The 26,093-nt window shown below is 67.4% G+C and carries 24 protein-coding genes; 10 read left to right on the top strand and 14 right to left on the bottom strand.

Annotation, left to right across the window (positions count from 1 at the left end; genetic code table 11):
* Positions 1-411: 411 nt before the first annotated feature.
* The 4 genes from HWX39_RS26710 to argS form a co-directional block, all read right to left on the bottom strand.
* A complete protein-coding gene (locus HWX39_RS26710) occupies positions 412-1,185 on the bottom strand; it encodes an SDR family oxidoreductase (RefSeq protein ID WP_089431742.1) in 774 nt (257 codons plus the stop codon).
* Between the two features lie 19 nt (positions 1,186-1,204).
* Entirely contained in the window at positions 1,205-1,843 is a 639-nt protein-coding gene (locus HWX39_RS26705) for a thiol:disulfide interchange protein DsbA/DsbL (RefSeq protein ID WP_175970748.1), read from the bottom strand.
* 69 nt (positions 1,844-1,912) lie between these two features.
* The gene (locus tag HWX39_RS26700; protein WP_175970747.1) at positions 1,913-2,818 is read right to left on the bottom strand and encodes an SPOR domain-containing protein; all 906 of its coding nucleotides are present in this window, start codon (positions 2,816-2,818) and stop codon (positions 1,913-1,915) included.
* 134 nt (positions 2,819-2,952) lie between these two features.
* A complete protein-coding gene (gene argS, locus HWX39_RS26695) occupies positions 2,953-4,734 on the bottom strand; it encodes an arginine--tRNA ligase (RefSeq protein WP_175970746.1) in 1,782 nt (593 codons plus the stop codon).
* A gap of 200 nt (positions 4,735-4,934) precedes the next feature.
* Here argS and HWX39_RS26690 point away from each other — a divergent pair, with 200 nt between their 5' ends.
* The gene (locus HWX39_RS26690; protein ID WP_011353361.1) at positions 4,935-5,258 is read left to right on the top strand and encodes a DUF1840 domain-containing protein; all 324 of its coding nucleotides are present in this window, start codon (positions 4,935-4,937) and stop codon (positions 5,256-5,258) included.
* 113 nt (positions 5,259-5,371) lie between these two features.
* Here HWX39_RS26690 and metH read toward each other — a convergent pair whose 3' ends face one another.
* The 5 genes from metH to HWX39_RS26665 all read right to left on the bottom strand — a co-directional run bounded on the left by metH (position 5,372) and on the right by HWX39_RS26665 (position 12,171).
* Positions 5,372-8,089 (bottom strand): methionine synthase, encoded by a 2,718-nt coding sequence (gene metH / locus HWX39_RS26685; protein ID WP_175970745.1) that lies wholly within the window; start codon positions 8,087-8,089, stop codon positions 5,372-5,374.
* Between the two features lie 42 nt (positions 8,090-8,131).
* Positions 8,132-9,199: a homocysteine S-methyltransferase family protein gene (locus tag HWX39_RS26680; protein WP_175970744.1), complete on the bottom strand. Its 1,068-nt coding sequence runs from the start codon at positions 9,197-9,199 to the stop codon at positions 8,132-8,134.
* 202 nt (positions 9,200-9,401) lie between these two features.
* Entirely contained in the window at positions 9,402-9,659 is a 258-nt protein-coding gene (locus HWX39_RS26675; protein ID WP_006477667.1) for a DUF3567 domain-containing protein, read from the bottom strand.
* A 253-nt stretch (positions 9,660-9,912) separates the two neighbouring features.
* On the bottom strand, positions 9,913-11,190 hold the full coding sequence (locus tag HWX39_RS26670) for a DUF3108 domain-containing protein (protein ID WP_175970743.1): 1,278 nt from the start codon (positions 11,188-11,190) through the stop codon (positions 9,913-9,915).
* Positions 11,191-11,304: 114 nt separating this feature from the next.
* Positions 11,305-12,171: an IclR family transcriptional regulator gene (locus HWX39_RS26665; RefSeq protein WP_175970742.1), complete on the bottom strand. Its 867-nt coding sequence runs from the start codon at positions 12,169-12,171 to the stop codon at positions 11,305-11,307.
* Positions 12,172-12,327: 156 nt separating this feature from the next.
* Here HWX39_RS26665 and HWX39_RS26660 point away from each other — a divergent pair, with 156 nt between their 5' ends.
* The 6 genes from HWX39_RS26660 to rfaE2 all read left to right on the top strand — a co-directional run bounded on the left by HWX39_RS26660 (position 12,328) and on the right by rfaE2 (position 18,365).
* Positions 12,328-13,320 (top strand): fumarylacetoacetate hydrolase family protein, encoded by a 993-nt coding sequence (locus HWX39_RS26660; protein ID WP_175970741.1) that lies wholly within the window; start codon positions 12,328-12,330, stop codon positions 13,318-13,320.
* Between the two features lie 134 nt (positions 13,321-13,454).
* Entirely contained in the window at positions 13,455-14,282 is an 828-nt protein-coding gene (locus HWX39_RS26655; protein ID WP_175970740.1) for an enoyl-CoA hydratase/isomerase family protein, read from the top strand.
* 88 nt (positions 14,283-14,370) lie between these two features.
* On the top strand, positions 14,371-15,132 hold the full coding sequence (locus HWX39_RS26650; RefSeq protein ID WP_175970739.1) for a PhaM family polyhydroxyalkanoate granule multifunctional regulatory protein: 762 nt from the start codon (positions 14,371-14,373) through the stop codon (positions 15,130-15,132).
* 28 nt (positions 15,133-15,160) lie between these two features.
* On the top strand, positions 15,161-16,387 hold the full coding sequence (locus tag HWX39_RS26645) for a patatin-like phospholipase family protein (protein ID WP_175970738.1): 1,227 nt from the start codon (positions 15,161-15,163) through the stop codon (positions 16,385-16,387).
* Between the two features lie 465 nt (positions 16,388-16,852).
* A complete protein-coding gene (locus HWX39_RS26640; protein WP_175970737.1) occupies positions 16,853-17,731 on the top strand; it encodes a ferritin-like domain-containing protein in 879 nt (292 codons plus the stop codon).
* A 148-nt stretch (positions 17,732-17,879) separates the two neighbouring features.
* Positions 17,880-18,365: a D-glycero-beta-D-manno-heptose 1-phosphate adenylyltransferase gene (rfaE2, locus tag HWX39_RS26635; RefSeq protein ID WP_069248974.1), complete on the top strand. Its 486-nt coding sequence runs from the start codon at positions 17,880-17,882 to the stop codon at positions 18,363-18,365.
* A 16-nt stretch (positions 18,366-18,381) separates the two neighbouring features.
* Here rfaE2 and HWX39_RS26630 read toward each other — a convergent pair whose 3' ends face one another.
* The 3 genes from HWX39_RS26630 to HWX39_RS26620 form a co-directional block, all read right to left on the bottom strand.
* Complete coding sequence (locus tag HWX39_RS26630) at positions 18,382-18,624, bottom strand: hypothetical protein (RefSeq protein WP_175951411.1); 243 nt, start codon at positions 18,622-18,624, stop codon at positions 18,382-18,384.
* A 196-nt stretch (positions 18,625-18,820) separates the two neighbouring features.
* Entirely contained in the window at positions 18,821-19,621 is an 801-nt protein-coding gene (locus tag HWX39_RS26625) for a type III pantothenate kinase (protein ID WP_175970736.1), read from the bottom strand.
* A complete protein-coding gene (locus HWX39_RS26620; RefSeq protein ID WP_175970735.1) occupies positions 19,618-20,538 on the bottom strand; it encodes a biotin--[acetyl-CoA-carboxylase] ligase in 921 nt (306 codons plus the stop codon). The genes HWX39_RS26625 and HWX39_RS26620 overlap by 4 nt, the downstream gene beginning before the upstream one ends.
* Before the next feature lie 471 nt (positions 20,539-21,009).
* On the opposite strand from HWX39_RS26620, the gene HWX39_RS26615 reads away from it, so the two are divergent.
* From HWX39_RS26615 to HWX39_RS26605, 3 genes are read left to right on the top strand one after another with little or no spacing between them, the layout of a single operon-like run.
* Entirely contained in the window at positions 21,010-21,564 is a 555-nt protein-coding gene (locus HWX39_RS26615) for a hypothetical protein (RefSeq protein WP_175970734.1), read from the top strand.
* Positions 21,554-22,228 (top strand): M35 family metallo-endopeptidase, encoded by a 675-nt coding sequence (locus tag HWX39_RS26610; RefSeq protein WP_175970733.1) that lies wholly within the window; start codon positions 21,554-21,556, stop codon positions 22,226-22,228. The genes HWX39_RS26615 and HWX39_RS26610 overlap by 11 nt, the downstream gene beginning before the upstream one ends.
* Positions 22,188-22,652 (top strand): OmpA family protein, encoded by a 465-nt coding sequence (locus HWX39_RS26605; RefSeq protein ID WP_175970732.1) that lies wholly within the window; start codon positions 22,188-22,190, stop codon positions 22,650-22,652. The genes HWX39_RS26610 and HWX39_RS26605 overlap by 41 nt, the downstream gene beginning before the upstream one ends.
* A gap of 313 nt (positions 22,653-22,965) precedes the next feature.
* Here HWX39_RS26605 and HWX39_RS26600 read toward each other — a convergent pair whose 3' ends face one another.
* Positions 22,966-23,811, bottom strand: coding sequence for a tetratricopeptide repeat protein (locus HWX39_RS26600; RefSeq protein ID WP_175970731.1), 846 nt, complete (start codon positions 23,809-23,811; stop codon positions 22,966-22,968).
* A gap of 8 nt (positions 23,812-23,819) precedes the next feature.
* A complete protein-coding gene (locus HWX39_RS26595) occupies positions 23,820-25,889 on the bottom strand; it encodes a bifunctional 2',3'-cyclic-nucleotide 2'-phosphodiesterase/3'-nucleotidase (protein WP_175970730.1) in 2,070 nt (689 codons plus the stop codon).
* Positions 25,890-26,093 lie beyond the last annotated feature (204 nt).

Below are 26,093 nucleotides of genomic sequence, written 5' to 3'. Positions count from 1 at the left end.
GAAGCGGGCAGGGCCGGCGCGGCTGGCGAATAGCATACCGTCAAAGCGCGCGACGCGTGAAAAAAGGCGCCTGAACGCGGCGAATTGAACGAAAAACGGCTGCGTTCGCGACGGAACGGGTGTTCGGGCGGCGGGAGGGGGAGCGCTGGCGCTGGGGGCGCTGGACAGCGGTGCGGCGGGGGAGTGGTCTGCCAATCGAAGCGTCGAAGCGGCCAGGTGTCGACGTCGGTGCGGAAGGCGGAAGGCGGAAGGCGGAAGGCGGAAGGCGGAAGGCGGAAGGCGGAAGGCGGAAGGCGGAAGGCGGAAGGCGGAAGGCGGAGAGGCGGAAGGCGGAGAGGCGGAGAGGCGGAGAGGCAGGGAGGCGGAGAGACGGCCCGCGATGCGTCGCGCGGGCCGGCGCTCGCCGGTGTGTCAGTGCGCCCCAGCCTTCGGCTTGCGCGGCGCCTTCTCGAACAGGCGGTCGTACAGCCAGCGCGGCAGCACGTGCAGCACCTTCGCGACGACGCCCATCTGCCACGGAATCACGCGGAACGCGTGCTGCCGCGCGATCGCCTGGGCCGCCCGTGCGGCGAAGCGGTCGGCGTCCATCAGGAACGGCATCCGGTACGGGTTGTGCGCGGTCATCGGCGTGCGGATGTAGCCGGGCGCGATCGTCACGACGCCGACGCCGGCCGGCCGCAGTTCGACGCGCAGCGCTTCGAGGTACTTGATCGCGGCGGATTTCGACGCGCTGTACGCACCGGAACCGGGCAGGCCGCGCACGCCGGCGACGCTTGCGACCCCGACCAGCGTGCCGTGGCGCGTGGCCGTCATCGGGCCGACGAACGGCTCGAACGTCGCGACCATCCCGTAGTAGTTGATGTCCATCACGTCGCGGAACGTCGCGAGATCGCCCTGGCCCGTGACGGCGCCCTGGCTGATGCCCGCGTTCGCGATCACGACGTCGGGGCAGCCGTGCGTTGCGATGAACGACGCGGCGGCCGTCGCGAGTGCGTCGGCGTCGCGCACGTCGGCGGAATAGACGGAGATGGACAGCTTCGGGAAGCGCCGCGCGAACGCATCGAGGGCATCGGTGCGTCGCGCGACGAGTGCGAGCGTGGCGCCCTGGCGGGCGTATTCCTCGGCCATCGCGAGGCCGAGGCCGCTCGATGCGCCGGTGATGAAGACCTTCAGCGGAGTAGTCATGCCGGCGCGCGGGCGGGGATCAGAGCTTCTTGTCCTGAACCTGCTTCACGAGGAAGTCAAGCACCTGGGCCGTGCCCGGGATGCTGTTCGCATAAGCGGGGCCCGTCTTGTACTTGCCCTGGACGACGACCGTCGGCACGCCGTCGATCGCGTAGTCCTTCAGCAGCTTGGCCGACTGGTTCACTTCGCCCTGCACGCTGAACGAGTTGTACGCGTCCATGAACTTCTTCTTGTCGACGCCTTGCGTGGCCAGGAAGTCGGCCTGCGCCTGCGGCGTCAGCAGGTAGTTCTTCTGCTTGTGGATCGCGTTGAAGATCGCCGGCGTGACCTTCTCTGAGATACCGAGCGCGGACACCGCGTAGAACAGCTTCGAGTGCGGGACGAAATCGTCACGGAATGCGACCGGGACGCGCTTGAAGTCGATGTTGTTGCCTTGCTTCTTCACCCAGGCCTCGATCGTCGGCTCGAATTCGTAGCAGTGCGGGCAGCCGTACCAGAAGAACTCGATCACCTCGACCTTGCCGGCCGGCGCGGACACCGGCTGCGGCGACTTCATCACCTCGAAGTCCTTGCCGGCGACCGGCGCGGCGGGCGAAGCCTGCGCGAGGCCGGCGGCCAGGCCCAGGGACAGAAGGAGCGTGCTAAGCAGTTTTTTCATGTTGTGAACGTCGAATCAGTTGCTCGGGTTACGGGACGTAACGGGTTCTGAGTGGGCTCGGCCGGTTGCTTACTGCTTCGTGAAGCGGATCACCGCCGTGTCGACACCTGCATCGGACAGGCGCTGGCGGGCCGAGTTCATATCCTCGAACTTCGAGAACGGGCCGACCCGCACGCGGAAATACGTCACGCCGCTGACATCGCGCTTCGACACCTTCGACTCGAAGCCCTGGAAACCGAGGCGCGCGCGCTGCTGCTCGGCGTCGCCTTCCGTCTTGTACGCGCCAACCTGCAGGAAGTAGCCGGTATTCGCGTCGTTCGCGGTCGGCGGTTTCGCTGCCGCGGCGGCCGTGGCCGACGAGGTCGGCTTCGGCGTGTTCGCGGCCAGTTGCTGTTGTTGCTGCTTTTGCGCGGCGGCTTGCTGCGCCTGCTTCTGCGCGGCGAAGCGTGCGAGGTCGTCCTCGCCGCCTTGCTGCTGTTGCTGCTGCGCTTGCTGCGTCTTCTTCGGCGGCGGCGTGGTGTCGGCCGGCTTCGGCGCGACGGCGACGCCATTGCTCGACGACGTAGTGTTCGACGCGGTCGTGTTGTTCGCGCTGCCGGTGCTGTTCGAGCCGCTCGACCCGTTGGCCTGCGGCGGCACTTCGACGATCTGCGGTTCGGGCAGCAGGCCGCCCTGGGTCTGGTTCGCGGCCTGGCCGGGCGCGGTGTTCGGCGGCGCGGACTGCGCGGCCTGCGGCACCGGCTGGCCCGGCGTCTTGCCCTGCAGCGCGCGGTTCGGATCGAACTGCTGCGGCTGGCTCGCGCCGTTGTCGGCCGGCGGCGGCGCGACCTTCGACACGAACGGCGACGGCGAACGCGTGATGTAGAGCGCCACCACCACCGCGATCGCGAGGCCGACGATCAGGCCCAGCACGATTCCAAGAAATGTTCCTCCGGCTTGTTTCGATTGTTTCGAAGTGCGGCGTGGTTGTGCCATTGCTTGAGTCACCTGCAAAAAGAATCGTGAAAAGGCCACGGCGGGTAATCCGACGGCGGGCTGTCCGACGGCGGGTAATCCGACGGCGGGCGCTGCCGCGGCCATTCGCTGCCCGGTTCGGGCCGCTTGCTGCCTTACATCTTGGCGGGCGCGGACACGCCGAGCACCGCCAGACCGTTCTCGAGCACCTGCCGGGTCGCGGCGAGGAGCGCGGCGCGTGCATTGCGCGGCGCTTCGTCGTCGACCAGCACGCGCTCCGCATTGTAGAACGAGTGGAATTCGCCAGCGAGGTCGCGCAGGTAGAACGCGACCGCGTGCGGTGCCAGCTCGTTCGCCGCGTGCGTGAGCATGTCCGGGTATTCGGCCAGCTTCTGCATCAGCGACGCCGCTTGCGCGCTCGTCAGCTGTGACAGGTCGGCGCCCGGCAGCTGCGCAACGTCGACGTTGTAGCGCGATTTCAGCTCGTTGAGCACCGAGCAGATCCGCGCATGCGCGTACTGGACGTAATAGACCGGGTTTTCGTCGTTCTGTTTCAGCGCGAGGTCGATGTCGAACACGAACTCGGTATCGGCCTTGCGCGAGATCAGGAAGAAGCGCACCGCGTCACGGCCGCGCGTGATGGTCGCCTCGTCGATCAGGTCGGGCGCCGCTTCCTGGCCCGCCGCCGCGCCACCCGACCATTCGATCAGGTCGCGCACCGTCACGTAGCTGCCCGCGCGCTTCGAGATCTTCACTTCCTGGCCGTCGCGCATCACGGTGACCATCTTGTGCAGCACGTAGTCGGGATAGCCCTTCGGGATCCCGATGTGCAGGCCCTGCAGGCCGGCGCGCACGCGCGCGATCGTGCCGTGGTGGTCCGAACCCTGGATGTTGATCACCTTCGTGAAGCCGCGCTCCCACTTCGTCACGTGGTACGCGACGTCCGGCACGAAGTACGTGTACGTGCCGTCCGACTTGCGCATCACGCGATCCTTGTCGTCGCCTTCGTCGGTCGTGCGCAGCCACAGCGCGCCGTCCTGCTCGTAGGTCATGCCGGCCCTGACCAGCGCGTCGACCGTCTTCTCGACGCGGCCTTCGCTGTACAGCGACGACTCGAGGTAGTACTGGTCGAACCTCACGCCGAACGCCTGCAGGTCCATGTCCTGCTCGCGACGCAGGTACGTGACCGCGAACTTGCGGATCGCGTCGAGATCCTCGACGTCGCCCGTGCCCTTGACCGGCTCGCCGTCCGACGCGGCGACCGTTTCGCCGTTCAGGTAGTCGCGCGCGATGTCGGCGATGTATTCGCCGTTGTACGCGGCTTCCGGCCAGCCCGCGTCGCCCGGCTTCAGGCCGCGCGCGCGCGCCTGCGTCGAGATCGCGAGGTTGCCGATCTGCACGCCCGCGTCGTTGTAGTAGAACTCGCGGTGCACCGCGTAGCCCTGGCTCGCGATCACGTTCGCGAGCACGTCGCCGAGCGCGGCCTGGCGGCCGTGGCCGACGTGCAGCGGGCCGGTCGGGTTCGCCGACACGAATTCGAGCAGCACCTGCTTGCCTTTCTCGCGATCCGACGTGCCGAACGCGCGGCCCTGGTCGAACACGGCGGCGATCACCGCCTGCTTCGCGGCGGCCGACAGGCGCAGGTTGATGAAGCCGGGGCCGGCGATCTCGGCGGCTTCGACGAGGCCTTGCGCGCCCGGCTGGGCGGTGAGCGCGGCGACGATCTGCTCGGCGAGCTGGCGCGGGTTCGTGCCGAGCGGCTTGGCGAGCTGCATCGCGACGTTGCACGCGACGTCGCCGTGCGCGGCGACCTTCGGGCGCTCCAGCGTGATGGTCGGGGCGACGAACGCGGCGTCGGCGCCTTTCAGCGCGTGTGCGACCTGCTTGACGCTATCCGCGAGCAGGGCTTCGAGGGTCTGTTTGTGTGCTGGCAGCATGCTGGTAGAAGGCTTCGTTGGTGGCGGCCGGAAACGCCGGCCCGCCGGCGCGCTTTTTAAGCGCGCGTTTCAGGGATCGCAGAATTTTAACAGGTGCTAATATGCCGCTCAGGCGGCCCGCGTCCGCGAGGCCGGACGCCGGTCTGCCGGCGTTCCCCAACTTCGCCGCGCAGGCACAACAAGATGAAAAGGGTATTGTCATGATTACGTTCAAGAGCAAGGCGGCACAGGATCTCGACGTGCTGAAGGATTTCGCCGTGTATGTGCTGGGCCTCGTCGGCAAGCAACTGGGCGAGCGCGGTGTGATTACGCACGACGAACTGGACCACGCGATCGCGAAGCTGGAAGGCGCAGTCGCGCAGGCGAAGCAGGAGCGCGCCGAGCACGCCGGCCATTTCCACGAGGACGAGGCCGATCACGCGCACCACGAAGTGCCGCCGAGCCTGGCCCAGCGCGTCGCGCCGTTCCTCACGATGCTGCGCGAGGCGAAAGCCGGCGAAGCCGACGTGCACTGGGGCTTCTGAGCTCCCTTGCCCGGCAGTAAGAAAGGTCAAGAAAGGCAAGAAAAAGCCCGCTTCCGAGCGGGCTTTTTCGTTTTGTCTGACCAAACGGGCGGTCGGCCGCCCGTTCGCTTCGATCAGAGCTGCGGCGCGAGCGCGCGGCGCGCGTCGTCGAGCGACAGCGCCATGCGCCGCGCGTAATCCTCGAGCTGATCCTGCCCGATTTTGCCGACCGAGAAATAGCGGCTGTCCGGATGCGCGAGATAGAAGCCCGATACGCTCGCGGCCGGCAGCATTGCCAGCGAGTCGGTCACGCTCATGCCGATCTCGTCCGCGCGCAGCACGTCGAACATGTCGCGCTTCACGAGGTGATCCGGGCAAGCCGGGTAGCCGGGCGCCGGGCGAATGCCCGCGTACTTTTCCGCGATCAGCGCGTCGTTGTCGAGCGTTTCGCCGCTCGCGTAGCCCCACAGCTCGCGTCGTACGCGTGCATGCATTGCCTCGGCGAAGGCTTCCGCGAAGCGGTCGGCGAGCGCCTTCAGCATGATCGCGCTGTAGTCGTCGTGGTCGGCTTCGAACTGCTTTTCCTTCGCGTCGACGCCGAGGCCGGCCGTCACCGCGAACATCCCGATGTAGTCGGCGACGCCCGATTCCTTCGGCGCGATGAAGTCGGCGAGCGAGCGGTTCGGCCGCATCACGCCGTCGACCACCGGGCGCACGCTCTGCTGGCGCAGGTTGCGCCACGTGAGCAGCACTTCCGAGCGCGACTCGTCGCTGTAGATCTCGATGTCATCGTCGTTGACGGTATTCGCCGGCAGCAGCGAGATCACGCCGCTCGCGGTCAGCCAGCGGCCCTGGATCAGGCGCGCGAGCATCGACTTCGCGTCGGAGAACACGCGTCGCGCCGATTCGCCGACGATCTCGTCGTTCAGGATCGCCGGGTACGGGCCCGCGAGATCCCAGGTCTGGAAGAACGGGCCCCAGTCGATGTACTGCGCGAGCTCGTTCAGATCGTAGTTCTTGAACACGCGGCGGCCGATGAACTTCGGCTTGACCGGCTGGTAGCCCGCCCAGTCGATCCCGGTCTTGTTCGCGCGCGCTTCGGCGAGCGTGACCATCGGCTGCGCCTTGCGGTTCGCGTGCTGGTCGCGGATGCGTTCGTAGTCGGACTTCAGCTCGTCGAGGTATTTCGCCGCGCCTTCGTCGGACAGCAGGCTCGAGGCGACCGACACCGAGCGCGACGCGTCCGGCACGTAGACCACCGGGCCTTCGTAGTGCGGCGCGATCTTCACGGCCGTGTGCACGCGCGAGGTCGTCGCGCCGCCGATCAGCAGCGGGATCTTCTTCACGCGGAAGTAGTCGTCGCGCTGCATTTCGGACGCGACGTACGCCATTTCCTCGAGGCTCGGCGTGATGAGGCCCGACAGCCCGATGATGTCCGCGCCCTCGACCTTCGCCTTCGCGAGGATCTCGTTGCACGGGACCATCACGCCCATGTTGACGACTTCGAAGTTGTTGCACTGGAGCACGACCGACACGATGTTCTTGCCGATGTCGTGCACGTCGCCCTTCACGGTCGCGATGACGATCTTGCCCTTCGCGCGCACGTCGCCGCCCGCTTCCGCGAGCAGGCGCTTTTCTTCCTCGATGAACGGGATCAGGTGCGCGACGGCCTGCTTCATCACGCGCGCCGATTTCACGACCTGCGGCAGGAACATCTTGCCCTGGCCGAACAGGTCGCCGACGACGTTCATCCCGTCCATCAGCGGCCCTTCGATCACGTTGATCGGCCGGCCGCCGGCCGCGGCGATCTTCGCGCGCGCTTCTTCGGTATCTTCGACGATGAAGTTCGTGATGCCGTGCACGAGCGCGTGCGCGAGCCGCTTCTCGACCGGCTGGTTGCGCCACTCGAGGTTCTCTTCCTTCTTCGCGGCACCGGTCTTGAACTTGTCGGCGATCTCGAGCAGGCGGTCGGTCGAATCGTCACGGCGGTTCAGGATCACGTCCTCGACGCGCTCGCGCAGCTCCGGGTCGAGGTCGGCGTACACGCCGAGCTGGCCCGCGTTGACGATGCCCATGTCCATCCCCGCCTGGATCGCGTGGTACAGGAACACGGTGTGGATCGCCTCGCGCACCGGGTCGTTGCCGCGGAACGAGAACGACACGTTCGACACGCCGCCGCTCACCTTCGCGTACGGCAGGTTCTGCTTGATCCAGCGGGTCGCTTCGATGAAGTCGACCGCGTAGTTGTTGTGCTCCTCGATACCGGTCGCGACGGCGAAGATGTTCGGGTCGAAGATGATGTCTTCCGGCGGGAAGCCGACTTCGTTCACGAGGAAGTTGTACGAGCGTGTGCAGATCTCGATCTTGCGCGCGTAGGTGTCGGCCTGGCCGGTTTCGTCGAACGCCATCACGACGGCCGCCGCGCCGTAGCGGCGGATCAGGTGCGCGTGGTGGCGGAACGCGTCCTCGCCTTCCTTCAGCGAGATCGAGTTCACGATCGCCTTGCCCTGCACGCACTTCAGGCCCGCCTCGATCACCTCCCACTTCGACGAGTCGATCATGATCGGCACGCGCGCGATGTCCGGCTCCGATGCGATGAGATTCAGGAAGCGCACCATCGCCGCCTTCGAATCGAGCATCGCCTCGTCCATGTTGATGTCGATCACCTGCGCGCCGTTCTCGACCTGCTGGCGCGCGACCGCGAGCGCCTCGTCGAACTGGCCGTTGAGGATCATCCGTGCGAACGCCTTCGAGCCGGTGACGTTGGTGCGTTCACCGACGTTGATGAAGAGCGTTCCGGACGTGACGTTGAACGGCTCGAGGCCGGCGAGGCGCATCATGTGATCGGTCATGGCGGTGCGAATTCGTGTAATGAAGGGCGTGGGGCGGTCGGGTCAGGCGTTGTCGCCGTACTGGCTTGGCCAGCGGCGCGGCTTCACGTCGGCGAGCGCCTTCGCGATCTCGGCGATGTGTTCGGGCGTCGTGCCGCAGCAGCCGCCCGCGAGGTTCACGAGCCCGGCTTGCGCGAATTCCTTCAGGAGCCCCGACGTGACGTCCGGCGTTTCGTCGAAGCCGGTGTCGCTCATCGGGTTCGGCAGGCCCGCGTTCGGGTAGCACGACACGTACGTGTCGCACAGCTTCGCGAGCTCGGCGATGTACGGGCGCATCAGCGCCGCGCCGAGCGCGCAGTTCAGGCCGAATGTGAGCGGCTTCGCATGGCGCAGCGAATTCCAGAACGCCTCGACCGTCTGGCCCGACAGGATCCGGCCCGACGCATCGGTGACGGTGCCCGAGATCATGATCGGCAGGCGCTCGCCGGTGTCCTCGAACAGCTCGTCGAGCGCGAACAGCGCGGCCTTTGCGTTCAGCGTGTCGAAGATCGTCTCGACGAGGAACAGGTCGACGCCGCCGTCGAGCAGCGCCTTCGCCTGCTGGTAGTACGACGCGCGCAGCTCGTCGAACGTGACGTTGCGCGCGCCCGGATCGTTGACGTCCGGCGAGATGCTGGCCGTCTTCGGCGTCGGTCCGATCGCGCCCGCGACGAAGCGCGGCTTGTCCGGCGTCGCGTATTGCTCGGCCGCTTCGCGTGCGAGCTTTGCCGATTCGATGTTCATCTCGACGACGAGATCCTCCATCCCGTAGTCGGATTGCGCGACCGTCGTCGCGCCGAACGTGTTGGTCTCGACGATGTCGGCGCCGGCCGCGAAGTACTGGTCGTGGATCTCGCGGATGATCTGCGGCTGCGTGATCGACAGCAGCTCGTTGTTGCCCTTGATGTCGCGCGGGAAATCCTTGAAGCGCTCGCCGCGGTACGCGGCTTCGTCGAGCTTGTAGCGCTGGATCATCGTGCCCATCGCGCCGTCGAGGATCAGGATGCGCGATTTGAGCAGCGCAGGCAGTGCGGCGCCGCGCGTGTAGGGCGCGGCGAGCGGGACGGAAGCGGCGAGAGGAGTCGCAGACATGGGCGAAAGACCGGCGAAGACGGGAAAACCGTCATTGTAGCCGGTGCGCATGGGCGCCGCCCGGCCTCGCGCCGAGCCGGCCGGGCGGCCAAATGAAAACCCCCGCCGGCGAACCGGACGGGGGCATGATCGGAGTGCTCGCGGGCGCCGCGTCGGTGCGCGGCGAATGGCCCGGCCGCACGAGGCGCCGGGCCGCGGGTCGTCAGTGCAGCACGACGGGCATCATCATCAGGCTGTCGAATTGTCCGAGGAATTCGTCGACTTCGTCGAGCGACGGTTCATCCTCGATCAACTGCTTCACGTGCGCGCGGAATCGTTCGGCAAGTTCGCCGTCGATGAAGATTTCGCGCTGCGCGTTCTTGTCGACGATTTCATATCCGCCGGCGTTCATCAGGTGGTGGCCGGCCTGCGGCGCGAATTCGACGACGCAGTAGTTGGGGCTGTTGTAGATCATTTGCATGGCGGCACTCCTCTTCGCAGTGGCATCTGGCCTTGTTGTCCCCTAGGTGGGGCGAGCCTTGCCGGTTTCAAGGGGCTTGCGCTGCACACCCTGTTCCCGTTGTGTAGGGTGTATCGGTTAGAAGCCGATGTCTATGAAACGTTTCCTATTGTCGACCGGTGGACTGAAATAGTTGTTAAAGAGTGTCATCGGCGATTTCGCGGAAATCTGTAATCGGTCGAAATTGCCGAATTGCGCGCGTCCACGCGCGAGTTCACTGTGTGACAGGCGATGTGACAGGCGAGGGCGCAGCCGGTTGTGCCGGCGGTTGCGCGGCGGCCGGCGGTGCGGGTTGTGCCGGTTCCGCGGCGGGAGCAGCCGGTGCGTCGGGCGTCGGTGCACCGGCGGGCGCATGCATTGCAGCGCCTGCGGGTTCTTCGTCGGATGGCGCGCCCGGCGCCGCGAGCCGGCCATGCCACAACAGCTCGATCTGCGCGCCGTTCGGTTCGGTCTGCACGAGCCGCGCGGGCAGCCAGCCGAGCGACGGCGCGAGCCACATGTCGATGCGGCGCGTGTCGCCGTCGCGCCGCGGCAGGCGCATGAAGTGCCGCGCGCCGATGATACCGGTCTGCGTCTGCACCTGCTCGTCGCCGATCACGGTGATCGGCCAGGTCTCGCCGCTGTTGTTGTCGATCACGAAGAACTGTTGCGTGACGCCCGGCTTGTAGGCAGACGGATTGCCGCGCACGAGCCCCGACAACTGCATCAGCATGCTGAAGCGGTCCTGCACGCCGTCGGGCAGCGGCGCGTTGTTCGGCGTGCGCGTGAACACGACCTGCCGGATCTCGCGGTTGAAGATCGCGATGTCTTCCGGCCGCTTGCCGCGCTTCTCGACGTAGCGGTCGGGCGCGACGCCGAACGCGTCGATGCGGCCTTCGCTGCGGTAGGTGAACGGGCCGACGAACGGCACGGGCATCGACACCGACAGGTCGTAGGTGCGCCCGTCGGTGCGCCAGTGGATCGTGCCGATCATGTTCTGCATGCCGTTGTAGAACGTGTCGTACTGCAGGTCGCCGGACGGCGGCGCGGCGAACTTCACGCCGTTCGTCGCGGGGCCCGGCGTCGCGGCGCTGGCGGCGCCGGCAGCCGACGCGGCATCGGCGCCCGATGCGCCCGGCACGCCACTCGCTGCGGGCGCGGCGGCCGGCGGCTCGCCGTGCTCGGCCGTTTGCGTCGACGTGAGGACCGGCTCAGGCGCGGGTTTCGGTGCGGCGCCCTTCGGGGCAGCCGGTGCGGGCGCGGCCGGATGCTCGACCGGCTTCGGCTTTGGCGCGGGCGGCGCGGGCTGGCGCTCGATCGGTTGCGGTTTCAGCAGCTCGATCTGCACGGGGACTTCGGCGGGCGCGGGCGGCGTGAATGCGTCGCGGTTGCGCATCAGCCAGAACGCGGCGAGCGCGTGCAGCACCAGCACGACGACGAGCGCAATGCCCACGCGCAGCCAGTGGCGGGGCAAAGCGTGACTCGGGCGGGTGTCGGCAGGCTGCATGGGCATCGGAACAGGATCGGAGCGTTCGCGTGACGTCGGGCGCGCCGTGCGCGCCACAGGAATCGGACTGTCGAATGCGCCGCGCGTTCGCGCTGCGTGACGGGGCGGGTGCAGGAGGCGTCAGGCGTCGCGTGCGTCGGGACTATAGCCGAGTTCGTAAGACAGTTTCCGCGCGCAGGCGCGCAGCGCGGTGTCGATCTCGCCGCCCCATGCGATGTCGAACGAGCCTTCCTGGCCGAGCGCGACGATCGCGAGCGCGAGTTCGCCGACCGCATCGAACACGGGCATGCAGAACGCGTGGATCGTCGGCAGCAGCATCCCCTCGACGCGCGCGGCCTCGTGCCTGCGCACATCGGCGAGCACCGCGTCGACCTCGTCGAGCGTGCGCGGGCCGCCGTGGTGCGGCGAGCGGCGGGTATCGGCGAGTTCGCGCTCGAGCATCGCGGCAGTCTTGCTGCGCGGCAGGTACGCGGCGAACAGCAGTCCCGTCGCGGAGCCGAGCAGCGGCATCACGTCGCCGAGCTTCAGCGACGCCTTCGCCGGGTGGCTCGATTCCATCCAGTGGACGATCGTCGGCCCCTGGTTGCCCCACACGGCGATGCCGACCGTCTGGTCGAGCCGGTCGCGGAATTCGGTCAGCGCGATCCGCGCGAGCTTCACGCCGTCGACGCGCGCGAGCCGCGCGAGCCCCATCTGCAGCGCGAAGCCGCCGAGCTCGTAGCGGCCCGAGACGGGATCCTGCGACACCACGCCGAGCCGCGCGAAGCTGACCAAGTAGCGGTGTGCCTTCGCAGGACTCATGCCCGCGCGCTGAGCGAGGTCGCGCAGCATCATCGCGCGCGGCTCGCTCGTCAGCACGTCGAGCAGGCGGAAGCCGACCTCGATCGACTGGATGCCGGAACGGACCTTCTCGCCGTGCTCGCCGGAAGCGGCGTCGTCGGTGTCGGAGTCGGCGAGATCGTCGTCGGGAAGCGGGCTGGCGGGCATGGGCGGCAGGTGCGCGAAAATGCGGCAGGAGTCGGGCTGGAAAATCGGGCCGAAAAACCGGGACGAAAACGGCGCGCGCAATCGCGGCGCGCCGCAGGGATTCACCATCGTAAAATAGATTCCCTCCATCGTCACTACAACGGCTGAGTCCCCCTTATGAAACTTGCTTCGCTGAAGGACGGCACGCGCGACGGCCAGCTGATCGTCGTGTCGCGCGACCTGCACACCGCGGCGATCGCCGATGCGATCGCGCCGACGCTGCAGCGCGTTCTCGACGACTGGGCGTTCTACGCGCCGCAGCTGCGCGACCTGTACGACGCGCTGAACCACGGCCGCGCGCGCAATGCGTTCGCGTTCGATCCGGCCAACTGCATGGCGCCGCTGCCGCGCGCGTTCCAGTGGGCCGACGGCTCCGCCTATGTGAACCATGTCGAGCTCGTGCGCCGCGCGCGCGGCGCGGAGATGCCGCCCGAATTCTGGACCGACCCGCTGATGTACCAGGGCGGCAGCGACGATTTTCTGGGGCCGCGCGACGACGTCGTGTGCCCGTCCGAGGAATGGGGTATCGATTTCGAGGCGGAAGTCGCGGTGATCACCGGCGACGTGCGGATGAGCGCGACGCCCGACGAAGCGCTGAAGGCCGTGCGGCTCGTCACGCTCGTGAACGACGTGTCGCTGCGCAACCTGATTCCGGCCGAGCTCGCGAAGGGCTTCGGCTTCTTCCAGAGCAAGCCGGCCACCGCATTTGCACCGGTCGCCGTGACGCCCGACGAGCTCGGCGACGAATGGCGCGAAGGCCGCGTGCACCGGCCGATGATCGTCCACTGGAACGGCAAGAAGGTCGGTCAGCCCGATGCGGGCACCGACATGGTGTTCCACTTCGGCCAGCTGATCGCGCACGCGGCGAAGACGCGCAACCTGCGCGCCGGCTCGATCGTCGGCTCGGGCACGGTGTCGAACAAGGACGCGAAGCGCGGCTACTGCTGCATCGCCGAGAAACGCTGCCTCGAGACGATCGAGCACGGCGCGCCGCAGACCGGGTTCATGCGCTACGGCGATACCGTGCGCATCGAGATGTTCGACACGGCCGGCAAGTCGATCTTCGGCGCGATCGAGCAGTCGGTCGCCCCGCCCGACGGCGCGGCGTAAGTCACGCGGAGCACGCAGCTCCGCCGTCGCGAAACCCGGGCCCGGCCCGCGCGCCGGGTTTCGCCTGATGTTTGCCCGCGCGGGCTTGGCTACACTCGATTCAGGGGCTCGAGAGCCTCGAGCAAGGAGCTGGCATGGCCAATCTCGCCGCTTACAGCGGTTACGAAGCACTGAAGGTGACGCGCCGCGACCATGGCGTGCTCGACATCGTGATGAGCGGCGAGGGCGCGAACCGCAGCGGCCTCGCGACCGCGAACGCACGCATGCATCGCGAGCTCGCCGACATCTGGCGCGACGTCGACCGTGATCCCGACACGCGCGTCGCGGTGATCCGCGGCGAAGGCAAGGGCTTCTCGGCAGGCGGCGATCTCGCGCTCGTCGAGGACATGGCGAACGACTTCGACGTGCGCGCCCGCGTGTGGCGCGAGGCGCGCGACCTCGTCTACAACGTGATCAACTGCAGCAAGCCGATCGTGTCGGCGATGCACGGCCCGGCCGTCGGCGCCGGGCTCGTTGCGGGGCTGCTCGCGGACATCTCGATTGCCGCGAAGGATGCGCGCATCATCGACGGCCACACGCGGCTCGGCGTCGCGGCGGGCGACCACGCGGCGATCGTGTGGCCGCTGCTGTGCGGGATGGCGAAGGCGAAGTACTACCTGATGCTGTGCGAGCCCGTGAGTGGCGCGGAGGCCGAGCGGATCGGGCTGGTCTCGCTCGCGGTCGAGCCGGCCGACCTGCTGCCGAAGGCGTACGAAGTGGCCGAGCGGCTCGCGCACGGTTCGCAGTCGGCGATCCGCTGGACCAAGTACGCGTTGAACAACTGGCTGCGCACGGCCGGGCCGACCTTCGATACGTCGCTTGCGCTCGAATTCATGGGTTTTGCGGGGCCCGACGTGCAGGAAGGCATCCGCTCGCTGCGCGAGCGGCGGCCGCCCGAGTTCCCCGGCGACGCGCCGTTCTGACGCGCGCCGGCGCTATGATCGACCCAGGCGCGGCTCGCGCGATACACGGCGGCCGCCTTGCTCTCACCCAGTCAACCAGGATGCCCGTATGACGACCGATGCCCCCGGCTCCAACCCTTTCGCCGGCTTTGCCGGCTTCAAGCCCGCCGACATGATGGACCGCATGTGGGACATGATGCGGATGTCGCCGTTCGGCGGGATGACGTCGTTTCCGGGCGCCACGCACGGGCTGCCGCCGTCGCTGTCGAGCATGTCCGACATGATGGCGCCGCTCACGAGCGTCGAGGAGCTCGACAAGCGGATCACCGATCTGCGCGCGGTCGAGCAGTGGCTGAAGCTCAATCTCGGGATGCTGCAGTCCGCGATCCAGGCGCTCGAGGTGCAGCGCGCGACGCTCGCGACGCTGCGTGCGTTCGGCGCATTTGCGCAGAGCTCGATGTCGGCGGCCGAGGAAGCGGCCGTGGCGGCCGCGCATGCGGCGAAACAGGCATCGGGCGACGCACCGCCGGCCGCGGATGCCGACGCGTCGGATGCGGCGGCGGGCGACGCCGCGCAGCAGGCCTTCGACCCATCGGGCTGGTGGAACCTGCTGCAGTCGCAGTTCAACCAGCTCGCGAGCCTCGCGATGGCGCAGCCGGGCGTGCAGCCCGCCGCGCCGGGCGAGGCGCCGGCGGACGCGGCTGCGCCGCCGGAACCGGCCGCGCAGCCGGCGCCGGCCGCCGCCGCGCCGCGCAAGCCTGCCGCGAAGCGCACGAAGTCGACCGGTGCGAGCGGTGCGGCCGGTTCGGCCGCGGCGCGCGCGGCGGCCGCTTCGTCGCCCGAAACCCGTCCGCCGAAGCGCTCGACGTGACGCGGCGCAGGTAGCAGGCAGGTCGACCATGCGGCTCGCGCTCGTTCTGATGGGAGGCGGCGCACGTGCCGCCTATCAGGTCGGCGTGCTGAAGGCGCTGGCCGAGATCGCGCGCGAAGCCGATCCGCAGCGGCAGACGCTGCCGTTCGCGGTCGTGTGCGGCTCGTCGGCCGGCGCGATCAACGCGACGTCGATCGCGAGCCACGCCGACGACTTTTCCCATGGCGTGCGGCGCCTGCTCGAATTCTGGGAGCCGTTGCGCGCCGATTACGTGTATCGCACCGACTGGCTCGGCATCGCGGCCGCCGGCGCGCGCTGGCTCGCGACGATGACCTTCGGCTGGGCGGCCCGCCGTTCGCCGCGCGGGTTGCTCGACAACGCGCCGCTCGCGCACCTGCTGCAGCGCGAGCTGAGTTTCCACCGGATCGAGCAGATGCTCGAAGCGCGCCTGCTGCACGCGCTCGCGGTGACGGCGCTCAGCTATTCGAGCGGGCGCCACCTCACGTTCTACCAGGCGGCCGAACCGATCCAGGCGTGGCGCCGCGCGCAACGCACCGCGCGGCTCGTCGACCTGTCGGCGTCGCACCTGCTCGCGTCGTCGGCGATTCCTTTCGTGTTCCCGGCCGTGCCGCTCGTGCTCGACGGGCAGATCGAATACTTCGGCGACGGGTCGATCCGGCAGATCGCGCCGCTGTCGCCGGCCATCCATTTCGGCGCGGACCGGATCGTCGTGGTCGGTGCGGCCGACCCGCGGCCCGAGATTCCGGCCGCGAACGGCGCCGGGCTGGTACGCGGCTACCCGACGCTCGCGCAGATCGGCCAGCAGGTGCTCGCGAGCGTGTTCCTCGACTCGATCGGCTCGGACATCGAGCGCATCGAGCACATCAACCGGATGATCGAGCACCTGCCGCACCAGGTCGAGGTGGGCAGCGGCTGGCGGCACGTCGATGTGCTCGCGATCGCGCCGTCCGAGCGCATCGAGCTGATCGCCGCGAAGCACCTGAAGCAGATGCCGGCGACGATGCGCGGGCTGCTGGGCGCGATCGGCGGTAGCCAGCCGGCCGGCGCGTCGTTCGCGAGCTACCTGCTGTTCGAGGAGGCGTTCACGCGCGAACTGATCGAGCTCGGCTACCGTGACGGGCGCGCGCAGCGCGACACGTTGGCCGGCTGGATCGCGCGGGCGGACGGCGGCAGCGTGCCGGCCGCCGGCATACCGCCGGAAGACGGCCTCGCGACCGGCGAAATACGGGTCTGATGCGCCGAAATGGTGCATGGTTGCGTTTTCGCGACGGCCGGCCGCGACCGATCGCCGCACCGCGAATGGCGGAGCGCGACCGGCCAGGCGTCTCGGAACCGTCATGGACGCGTGCTATCATGGCCGCCGCCGTATACACCATATCGAACAGCCCGCCGATCCGGCATCCGCACGGGGAACCCTTCGGGGCACCCGCCTGGGGCAGGGGACGGGCGCGTCACGAGCCGGCCAGCGCCGGCCCCCACTCAGGCAAGTGCGCAGCCGGTTCCGTTCGCACGGAGCGTGGCTGCGGCATGCCGCAACGGCGGCGCGGCCGCCCGGCTGCCGGACGAGCAATCGGCGTCCGGCCGGTCGGTTTCACGCGTAAAATTACAGTCTTGGCTGCAAAAAGCGCGCTCGGCGCGCCGCTGCGGCAACAGTCACGTTTAGAGAAGTCGCATTGCGCAGAACAGGGGTGGGACCATCATGAACACCATGCTTTATCCGGAACTTTACCGATCGCTCGAAGCTGTCCGCTGGGACATGGAGAAGGACATTCCGTGGGATAAGTTCGACGCTTCGCTGCTCACCGACGAGCAGGCGAAGACGATCAAGATGAACGCGATCACCGAATGGTCGGCGCTGCCCGCGACGGAAATGTTCCTGCGCGACAACCAGCACGACAGCGACTTTTCCGCGTTCATGAGCGTGTGGTTCTTCGAGGAGCAGAAGCATTCGCTCGTGCTGATGGAATACCTGCGCCGTTTCCGGCCGGAGATGGTGCCGACCGAAGAGGAACTGCACGCGGTGCGCTTCGAATTCGATCCGGCGCCGCCGCTCGAAACGCTGATGCTGCACTTCTGCGGCGAGATCCGCCTGAACCACTGGTACCGCTGCGCGGCCGACTGGCATACCGAGCCGGTCATCAAGCACATCTACGAAACGATCTCGCGCGATGAAGCGCGCCATGGCGGCGCGTACCTGCGCTACATGAAGAAGGCGCTGAACAACTGCGGCGACGTTGCGCGTGCCGCGTTCGCGAAGATCGGCGTGCTGATGGCGTCGGCGCGCCGCACCGAGAAGCCGCTGCACCCGACCAACCTGCACGTGAACCAGGCGCTGTTCCCGCGCGACACCGTGCAGTCGCGCCTGCCCGATCCGGAATGGCTCGAGCGCTGGCTCGACGAGCAGATCCGGTTCGACGGCGAGTGGGAAAAGAAGGTCGTCGAGCGCATCCTGCACAACCTGTCGATCCTGTTCGAGCGCACGTTCGCGACCGCGCAGGAGCTGAACCGCTATCGCAAGGAAGTGACCAGCCGCCTGCAGGCCGAAAGCGGCCCGTCGTCGGCCGCGCAGCCGGCCTGAGCCCGGTTGGCGCCGCGGCAGCCGGCGTGAAGCGCGCCGGCCGCGTTGCGCGATGTCGTATCCGTTGCATGAAGCCCGCCCGGTCAATCCGGCGGGCTTTTTATCTGGCGCCGCCGCGCGCCGTCGTTCATTCCGTCCAGCCTCCATCATGTCCGCCACCTTCGAACGCAAGCTGATCACCCGTGATGCCCTCGTCGCCCTGCGTGCGTCGCTGCCGTCACCCGTCGTGTTCACCAACGGCGTATTCGACATCCTGCATCGCGGCCACGTCACGTATCTTGCCGACGCCAAAGCGCTCGGCGCATGCCTGATCGTCGGTGTGAACAGCGACGCGTCGGTACGCATGCTCGGCAAGGGCGACGACCGGCCGATCAATCGCGAGGAAGATCGCGCGGCGCTGCTCGCGGCGCTGGAAAGCGTCGACTGGGTCGTGACGTTCGAGGAAAAGACGCCGGTGTCGCTGATCGAGGCCGTCCGGCCGGACATTCTCGTGAAGGGGGGCGACTACGACATGGATGCGTTGCCGGAATCGGCGCTGGTGCGCGGCTGGGGCGGCCGCGCGCTGGCGATTCCGTTCGAGCACGATCGCTCGACCACCGCGTTGCTGAAGAAGGTGCGCGCGCAGCAGTCCTGAGCGCAGTCCGGCGCCGTCAGGGCGCGGACGCCGCGAGCGGCTCGGCCGTGACGGCTGGCGGCGTGATCGGGCCGCCGATGACGGGCTGGTCGGTTGCCTGCGCGAGCGGCGTCACGCGCAGCGCATCGGGCCGCACCTGCCGCGCGAGCACGCCCGGTTCGCGCGGGCCGGCCGCCGGCAGCGGCCCGAACACGCCGCGCGCCGCCACGAACGCAAGCATGTTGGCGAGAAAGAGAACAGCGATCAGCCAGCGCAGCATCGTCGACACTCCTCGTCGTCATTGACGTGGTTCACGTCATTCAATCGGGCCGGCTGCATCGCCGGCGATTTCATGCCTTCCGGTGACCGTGCGTGCGGGCTGCCGTCGTGGCGCCGCCCGTGCTTCACCGTCATCCTGACGCAGGCCCGGATGGGCTTGCGTTGCCGTGCGCCGGCGCGACGCCGGCGCCTTTCCGTTACGCCTGCGCCGCCGGCGCGGCCGCCGCGTCCGCGGCGATCAGCGCGAGCCCGGACAGGATCAGTGCATCGTGCCGGGTATGCGGGACCGTCAGCGCACGCGCGACGTCGTCCGCCGCGCCGCCTGCCAGCACGAGCCGCACGGGCGCCTGCCAGGCATCCGCGAGATCGCGCCACGCGCGTTCGATCAGCCCGGCCTGCGCGTACAGGCAGCCGGCCGACAGCGAGCGCGGCGTATCGACCTGGAACGGCTCCGCGTGCGCACCTGCAAGCAGGCCGCTTGCGATATCGGTGGTCAGCGTCGGCAACTGCGCGGTGTGCGTGCCGAGCGCGCGCATCATCAGTGCCCACCCCGGCGCGATCAGACCGCCCGTGAAGCGGCCGTCCGCGCGCAGTGCCTCGAGCGTCGTCGCGGTGCCGAACGTCGCGATCAGCAGATGCTCGCCGGGAAAGGCCGCGTGCGCGCCGATCAGGCCGGCCCAGCGGTCGCTGCCGAGCTGGTCGGGCGTCGTATAGCCGTTCGTCACGCCGCATTGCGCGGGGCGCGAGCGTATCGTCGTGCGCGGCAGGCCCGGCCAGCGGGCGTCGAGCAGCGCGTCGATCCGGGCGGCCACGTCGGTGCCCGCGACGTTCGAGATCCATGCGCCGCGCGGACGCGGCAGGCTCGACCAGTCGGGATCGGCGCCGCCGTCGCGTGCGTGGCCGAACGCGCCGGTCTGGACAAGCGTGCGCTGCGCATCGGCGAGCGCCCACTTGATCCGGCTGTTGCCGGCGTCGATCAGCAGGTGCGGCTCGCTCATTGCGCCTCGCGCAGCGACACGTCGCCGGCCGCGATCGCCTGCACGCCGTTCGGCGTGTCGAGCAGCAACTGGCCGGTCGCATCGATACCCGTTGCGATGCCGCGCGCGCGTTCGACGCCCTGTTCGAGCAGGACGACTTCGCGGCCGGCGTACGCGTGCAATGCGTGCCAGCGCGGCAGGAACGGCGCGAGCCCGTCGGTGCCGAACTGCGCGAGCGCGGGCGTGAGCGCGTTCAGCGACGCGGCGAGCGTATCGGTGAGGTTGGCCGATGCGCACGCGACCGACAGCGCGGCCGGCGGCAGCCCGATCGCGAGGGTCGCTTCGCGCGCGCGCAGCGCGTCGACCTGCGCGGCGACGGCCTCCGCGCCGCGCACGTTGATGCCGAAGCCGATCACGACGGCGGTCGCGTCGGCGGTGGTCCAGACGGTTTCGATCAGGATCCCGGCGAGCTTGCCGACGATGCGCGGCGCGCCGTCGTCGGTGGTCGTCAGCAGCAGGTCGTTCGGCCATTTGAGCGCGACGCGCGAGCGGGTATCGAGCGGCAGCGCGGCCAGCCCTTCGGCGAGCGCGACGCCGATCGCGATACTGAGGCCGCCGAGCGCGTCGACAGGGCGCGGCACGATGCAGCCGACCGAGCAGAGCAGCGCATTGCCGGGCTGCGCGAACCACGGGCGGCCCTGCCGGCCGCGGCCGGCCGTCTGTTCGAACGCGACGCGCACGAGCGGCGCGGGCAACGCGTTCGCGCTGCGCGGCAGCGCCTTGAGCCGCGTCGCGACGTCGGCGTTGGTCGAGCCGGTGGCGGCGACGATGTCGAGCGGCCACGCACGCGGCGCGGCGTCCAGGTGCGCCTCGAGCCGGTTGCGTGCGATGTGCGCGTCGCCGGAATCGGGCGTGTCGGAGGAGGTGGGGGCGTTCATGTCGCGTATTGTAGCGACAGGGGGCGGGGGTGCGTCGGGAAGCCGGCGAAGCGTTTGTCGGGGCGCTTGCTTGGATCGTCGCGACGCATTGGCCCGAATTTCGTTGCCGCCAAGAGAAGATGTCGCGTGTTCAAGCGGAAGTGCATCGTCAAGCCAAATGAAGTCCGGCCTCGTTCTTGTCGGGTGACGGGAAAAATATAGTCGACTCATATAAATTGATTAGGATTTCGAATTCGTCTGATTGATTCCCTTGTGCTGATTGGGCATTTTGGATGCCAACCATTGACGACGGGGAATCCAGATGAGCAACGGGCAAGAGTCACCGGCATCTTCTTTTGCGGTCATTTGTCGGTTTGCTGCGGAAAGCGGCCGGCGTATCCGGGTTGGCGATAAGACAGTCATCGAATCGGGAGCGGTTCGTCTTTATGCGGATACGAAGCGTTCGGGCGCGACGTTTCGAGGCGAGTCGGCATGATTCGTTATTTCCTCGCCAAAGGCGACCGGGGCGGTAACGCCGTGATCACGGAAGGGCTGGAGTTCGTCACGTGTTCCAATCCGCCCCCGCGCGTACAGATCGCCACGCTCTACATGAAAACCTACTGCACGGCTTGCAAGCGGGAAGGGTTCATCGCGCCGGAAGGGCCGCGTTTGCCTGGTACGGGGCCCAATGGGCAGCAGTGGGCATTGAGTGGCGATATCAATGCATGTGGTTGCCATCCGCCTCCTGTTTTCTACGCCGAACGCGGTATGCGTATGGTTATCGGCAACGAGTATCTGGCTGCGCAGAAGGGGCAAGGCAGTGGCAATTTTCAATCGACGGCCGATGATGCAGGATACGACGAGCAGTATGTGTTGAGAAGTGAACGGACCGGAAGTCCCTTGGCACGTGTGCCATATCGAATACATACCAGTTCAGGGAAGCTCTTTAGCGGCGTGACTGATAGTGCGGGATGCACGCAACGCATTGCCACAAACCGTGCAGAGAACTTGAGAATCGAAATAGTCGAGAATAACGATGCCTCATAACGACTACGAGTACGTGACTGTTGATGATACAGCCGTGACGAACACCAAACGAAACTCGCGAGTGGATCTGTTTTTGACGGTCGACGGGCCGCCGATTTGCGAAAATATGACTGATGCTGAGTTTCGAAAGAAGGTCTTGGTTTTACGTGACGACGCGGTAAAAATAGTCGCGCAGCGACTTCATGAATTGAGCGCCTGGAAAGCGCACGCACGGGCACGAGTCAGAGAGTGGTTCGGGAGTGACGACGAGTCCACTCGAGCCGTGCTGAGCGAAGGATTGGCGGCCTTGATGATCGTTATGCAAGGGCTGACGGCAAGAAATTTCGTCCGTTCCGATCCCGAATTAGATAGGGCTTTGGGGTGTACACCGAACACCAAAAATCTAGCTGGTGAAGTCGCGCACGTTTGTGGCCCGGATACCGCAACGCATACGATATCTATCACGCCCAAGTTTTGTGAATTGCCGGACACAAGTGCTGGTACGTTTGCCTCGATGCAACTCACCATTGTTCACGAGTGTGTGCATTTTATGGACACGTTCGGCGCGCTCGATTACAAGAACACCTATGGACAATTTCTCAGCAGACGCCTGGCAAAAGAAGAGCCGGCAATGGCGATCAAGAATGCGGACAATCTTGCTTGGTATATCTTGTGCGTTGATTAGTCTTTCGGCGTTGTGTGCTTCGAGTTCGACGTTTGCCTGTAGTTTTGCTTTGCAATATGAGAGCAAGCTTGAGCGCGATGTTGTGTCCATTTCAAATGCCGACCGGATCGCGCTCGCCAGTTTGTTGATTACCGTTCGAAGTAGCGTCGCAAACAATGGCCCTGTCGTAATCTACGGCTATTCGGACGAGCGTGAACGCAACGCGATTGTAGTCGCTCTCAGTCGAGCAAATGCTGTTAAGGCGTATCTGCTCGAACTCGGTGTTTCAAAGGACAGAATTCATGTCGAATCGAAAATCTGGCGACGGAATTCAGCTGTTCCTCCCGGTAAGCGCAATCAGATAGAGGTCGAATTTATTCCTGCGTGCTCGCCGGGCGGCTGCGAGAATCCATGCGGTATCTCGTTGCCGGTACAGGAACAATGATGGCGAAACGCGCGCACGTAACCCCCCTCGTGGAGCGCCTACTTCTTTGTGAAAGGGGCGGCGGAAATGGCGGCGGTGCCGACGGCGGCTAGAAGCCAAGACAGGCGATCGGACATGGATGCAGATCTCTCAGGCTTTATTGTGAGGTTGCATGTCAAGGCATCGCCGATCGACCGAAAGGTGGTTTGGCGCTCGGCGCGCTCGCTCGTGCCCCGCGATCGATTCCGCCTTGGGCGATCGATGCGCGGGGCGTCGGGCCGCCCTCGTCCCGACGGCTCGCGCCAGCACGCGAGCGAGCCGAATAACCATCACATCACGGCGCGACAACCGGATGCTTCAGCGCGTGCGCGGTCTCGATCCACTGCGCGTGGAATTCGTCCGCGTCGGGCTTGAGCCCGAGTTCGCCGTTGCGATAGGCCATCGCGAGCGTCTGTACGGCTTCCGGCAGCTCGTGCTCGGCGGCGCGGCGATACAGCGCCAGCGCGCGCGCCTCGTCGCGCGGCACGCCGCTGCCTTCGCGGTACGCGTTCGCGAGCATGAAGTCCGCGGCCGGAATGTCCGCGCGCGACGCGATCTCGAACCAGTGCGCGGCCTGCATCGGATCGGCGGCGATGCCATAGCCGCTGCGATAGATCAGCCCGAGGTAATACGCGGCGGCCGGGTCGCCCTGCGCGGCCGCTTCGCCGAGCAGCATACGGGCGCGTGCATAGTCCTTCGGCATATCGCTGCTGCCGAGCAGCAACGCCTTGCCGAGCGCGAGCTGCGCACGCCGCGCGGCCGGCGCGTCGGCCTGGCTGTCCGCCGTCGCGGCCGTTTCCAGCCAGCCGCGCCCCTCGTCGCGCAGCCCCGGTTCGCGGGCATCGACGAGCGCGATGCCGAGCGCCGCCTGCGCGGCGCCCGAGCCGCGGCGCGCGAGCGTGCGCAATTGCGCGAGCGCATGCGGCTCGGTGGCCTGCGTGACCATCGCCTGCCACTCGTCGAGCTGCGCGGCGCTCGGCGCGGGGCCGGCGCCGCGCAGGCCGGTCGTCGCGACGACGGCCGCGACGGTCATGGCCGCCGCCGCGAGCAGCGCGGCCGGCGGGAGTTTCGCGCGCAGCAGGCGCCGCGCGGCGGCGGCGAGGCCGGTTTCGGCCGGCCGCATCGTCCGGATCGGTTGCATCGCGTGTCTCATTGCGTGAGGTCGATTTCGTAGGTGGCGAGGTTCTTGCCCGAGCCGTCGTCGGCCACGACCTGCGTGATGCCGGTCAGGCCGGCCGCCGCCGCGTCGCCGAGACGGTTCGGCGCGGACGCGAACTGCACGTGCGCGACCGAGCTCGCGAGCTTCGTGAAACGCCAGCTGCGCTGTGCGCCGTCGGCCGCGCGCGTGATCGCGCCGCGCTTCTTGATGAATGCGATCAGCACGTCGCGGTTCGCATCGGGCGACGCGAAGATCGTCTTGCTGCCGTCGAGGCCCGGGAAGTTGCCGCCGCCGCTCGCGCGGTAGTTGTTGGTCGCGACGATGAACTGCGCGTTCGGGTCGATCGGCGCGCCCTTGTACGTCAGGTTCCTGATCCGGCTGCCGACCGGCTGCGTGACGTCGATCTCATACGCGAGATCGGCCGACGTGAACATGTCGAAGTTGTAGCCGGGGAACGTGCTGACGAGCGGCTGCACGGTCGCCTTGGTCGGGTCGATCCGGTTGAAGCGCTTCGCGGCCGTTTCGAGCCAGTTCTTCACGTCGGCGCCGCTTACCTTCACCGCGTACACGGTGTTCGGGTACAGGTACAGGTCGGCCGCGTTGTTGATCGCGAGCGCGCCCGGCGCGACGTCGGTGTAGTCGGTGCCGCCGCCGAAGCCGCTCTTGAACGGCGCGCTGACCGACAGCACCGGCAGCGACGCGTATTGCGGCAGGTTCGCCTGCACGTAGGTCTTCACGTAGTCGGCCTGCGCCTCGTTGACGATCTGGATCGCACCCGGGTCGCCTACGTCGGCGAAGTACGAGTTCATCCGGTAGTCGGTCGAGCCGATCGGCGTCTTCACGTAGTCGATCGTCGCCTGATGCTCGGCGGCAATCGCGGCGGACACGGACGGATCGGCCGCGACGTAGCTCTTGTCGGCGTTCTGGATCGGTCGCGCCTCGACGGTCGTCTGCGACTTGTCGACGCTCCACGTCTTGCCGTCGAACTTCAGGCCAAGCTTGATCACGCCAAGGTGCTTGCCCCAGTAGTTGGCCATCACGGTCGGCACGCCGTTGACGGTGCCCTTGACCTTGTCGACGCCAGGCAGGTTGAACTGCGACACGGTGCTGTTCGCGTCCGGGAACACCTGGTGCGAGTGGCCGATCAGCATCGCGTCGATGCCGGTCACCTTCGACAGCCACCAGCTGCCGTTCTCCATCGTCGGCGAATACGCGGAATTATCGAGGCCGCCGTGCGAGATCGCGACGACGAGATCGGCGCCCTTCGCGCGCATCTCCGGAATGTACTTTTCGGCGGCTTCCTTCAGGCCGGTCGTGTAGACCTTGCCGTCGAGCCAGCGCTTGTCCCAGTTCATGATCGCGGGCGGCGTGAAGCCGATGATGCCGATCTTCACGGGCGCGCTGACCGTCTTGCCGTCCGGCGTCGTCGCCGTCACGGTGCGGGTCAGGATCGTGTACGGCGTGAACAGCGGCGCGTTGGTCTTCGCGCTGATCACGTTCGCGAGCACCTGCGGGAAGTTCGGGCCCGCGCACTTCCTCTGCTGGGCCGGCGCCGGCAGGCCGTCGACCTCGAACGTGTTGCCGGTCACCTGCGACAGGTACGGCAGCCCGTAGTTGAATTCGTGGTTGCCGATCCCGCCGCCGTCGAATTTCGCGGCGTTCATCACCTTGTAGATCGCGAGCGTCTGGTCGCAGCCGATCGGCTTCACGAGCGCCTGGTAGTCCGACAGCGCGGTGCCCTGGATCGTGTCGCCGTTGTCGAGCAGCAGCGTGTTCGGATACTGCGCGCGCGCTTGCGCGATCAGCGTCGACACGCGCTCGAAGCCGAGCGAATTGTCGGCGGCGAGCTTGAAATAGTCATACGACAGCACGTTGGTGTGCAGGTCGGTCGTCTCCAGCAGCGCGAGCGTGGCCGTCGTGCCGACGGGCGCCTGGGCCGCCGGCGGCGTCACCGGCGGCGAGGTGACGTCGTCGCCGCCGCACGCGGCGAGGGTGAAGGCGAGGCTGGCGAGCGCGGCGATGGCCGGCATGCGGCGGCGGGAAAGCGGGGGGAGACGCATCGGTTGTCCTGTTCGGTGTTCTGTTTTATGGAGTGCGAGGTACGCAACGAATGGCGGCGCGGGGCGCCGACGGCCTGATGTGCGGCGCGTGAGAGTATCGAAAGGAAACGTGACGGAAGAATGAAAGGTGATGAAGCCGGCAGCGGGCAGGGGGCGGCGGCTTCCATACGCACCCGGGGCCGGCGTCCCGGGCCGGACGCCCCG

Source organism: Burkholderia sp. BCC0322, assembly GCF_902833045.1.
Lineage (GTDB): Bacteria > Pseudomonadota > Gammaproteobacteria > Burkholderiales > Burkholderiaceae > Burkholderia.
Note: the sequence above shows the minus strand (reverse complement) of the source record. Positions and strands in the feature narration are given on the sequence as shown.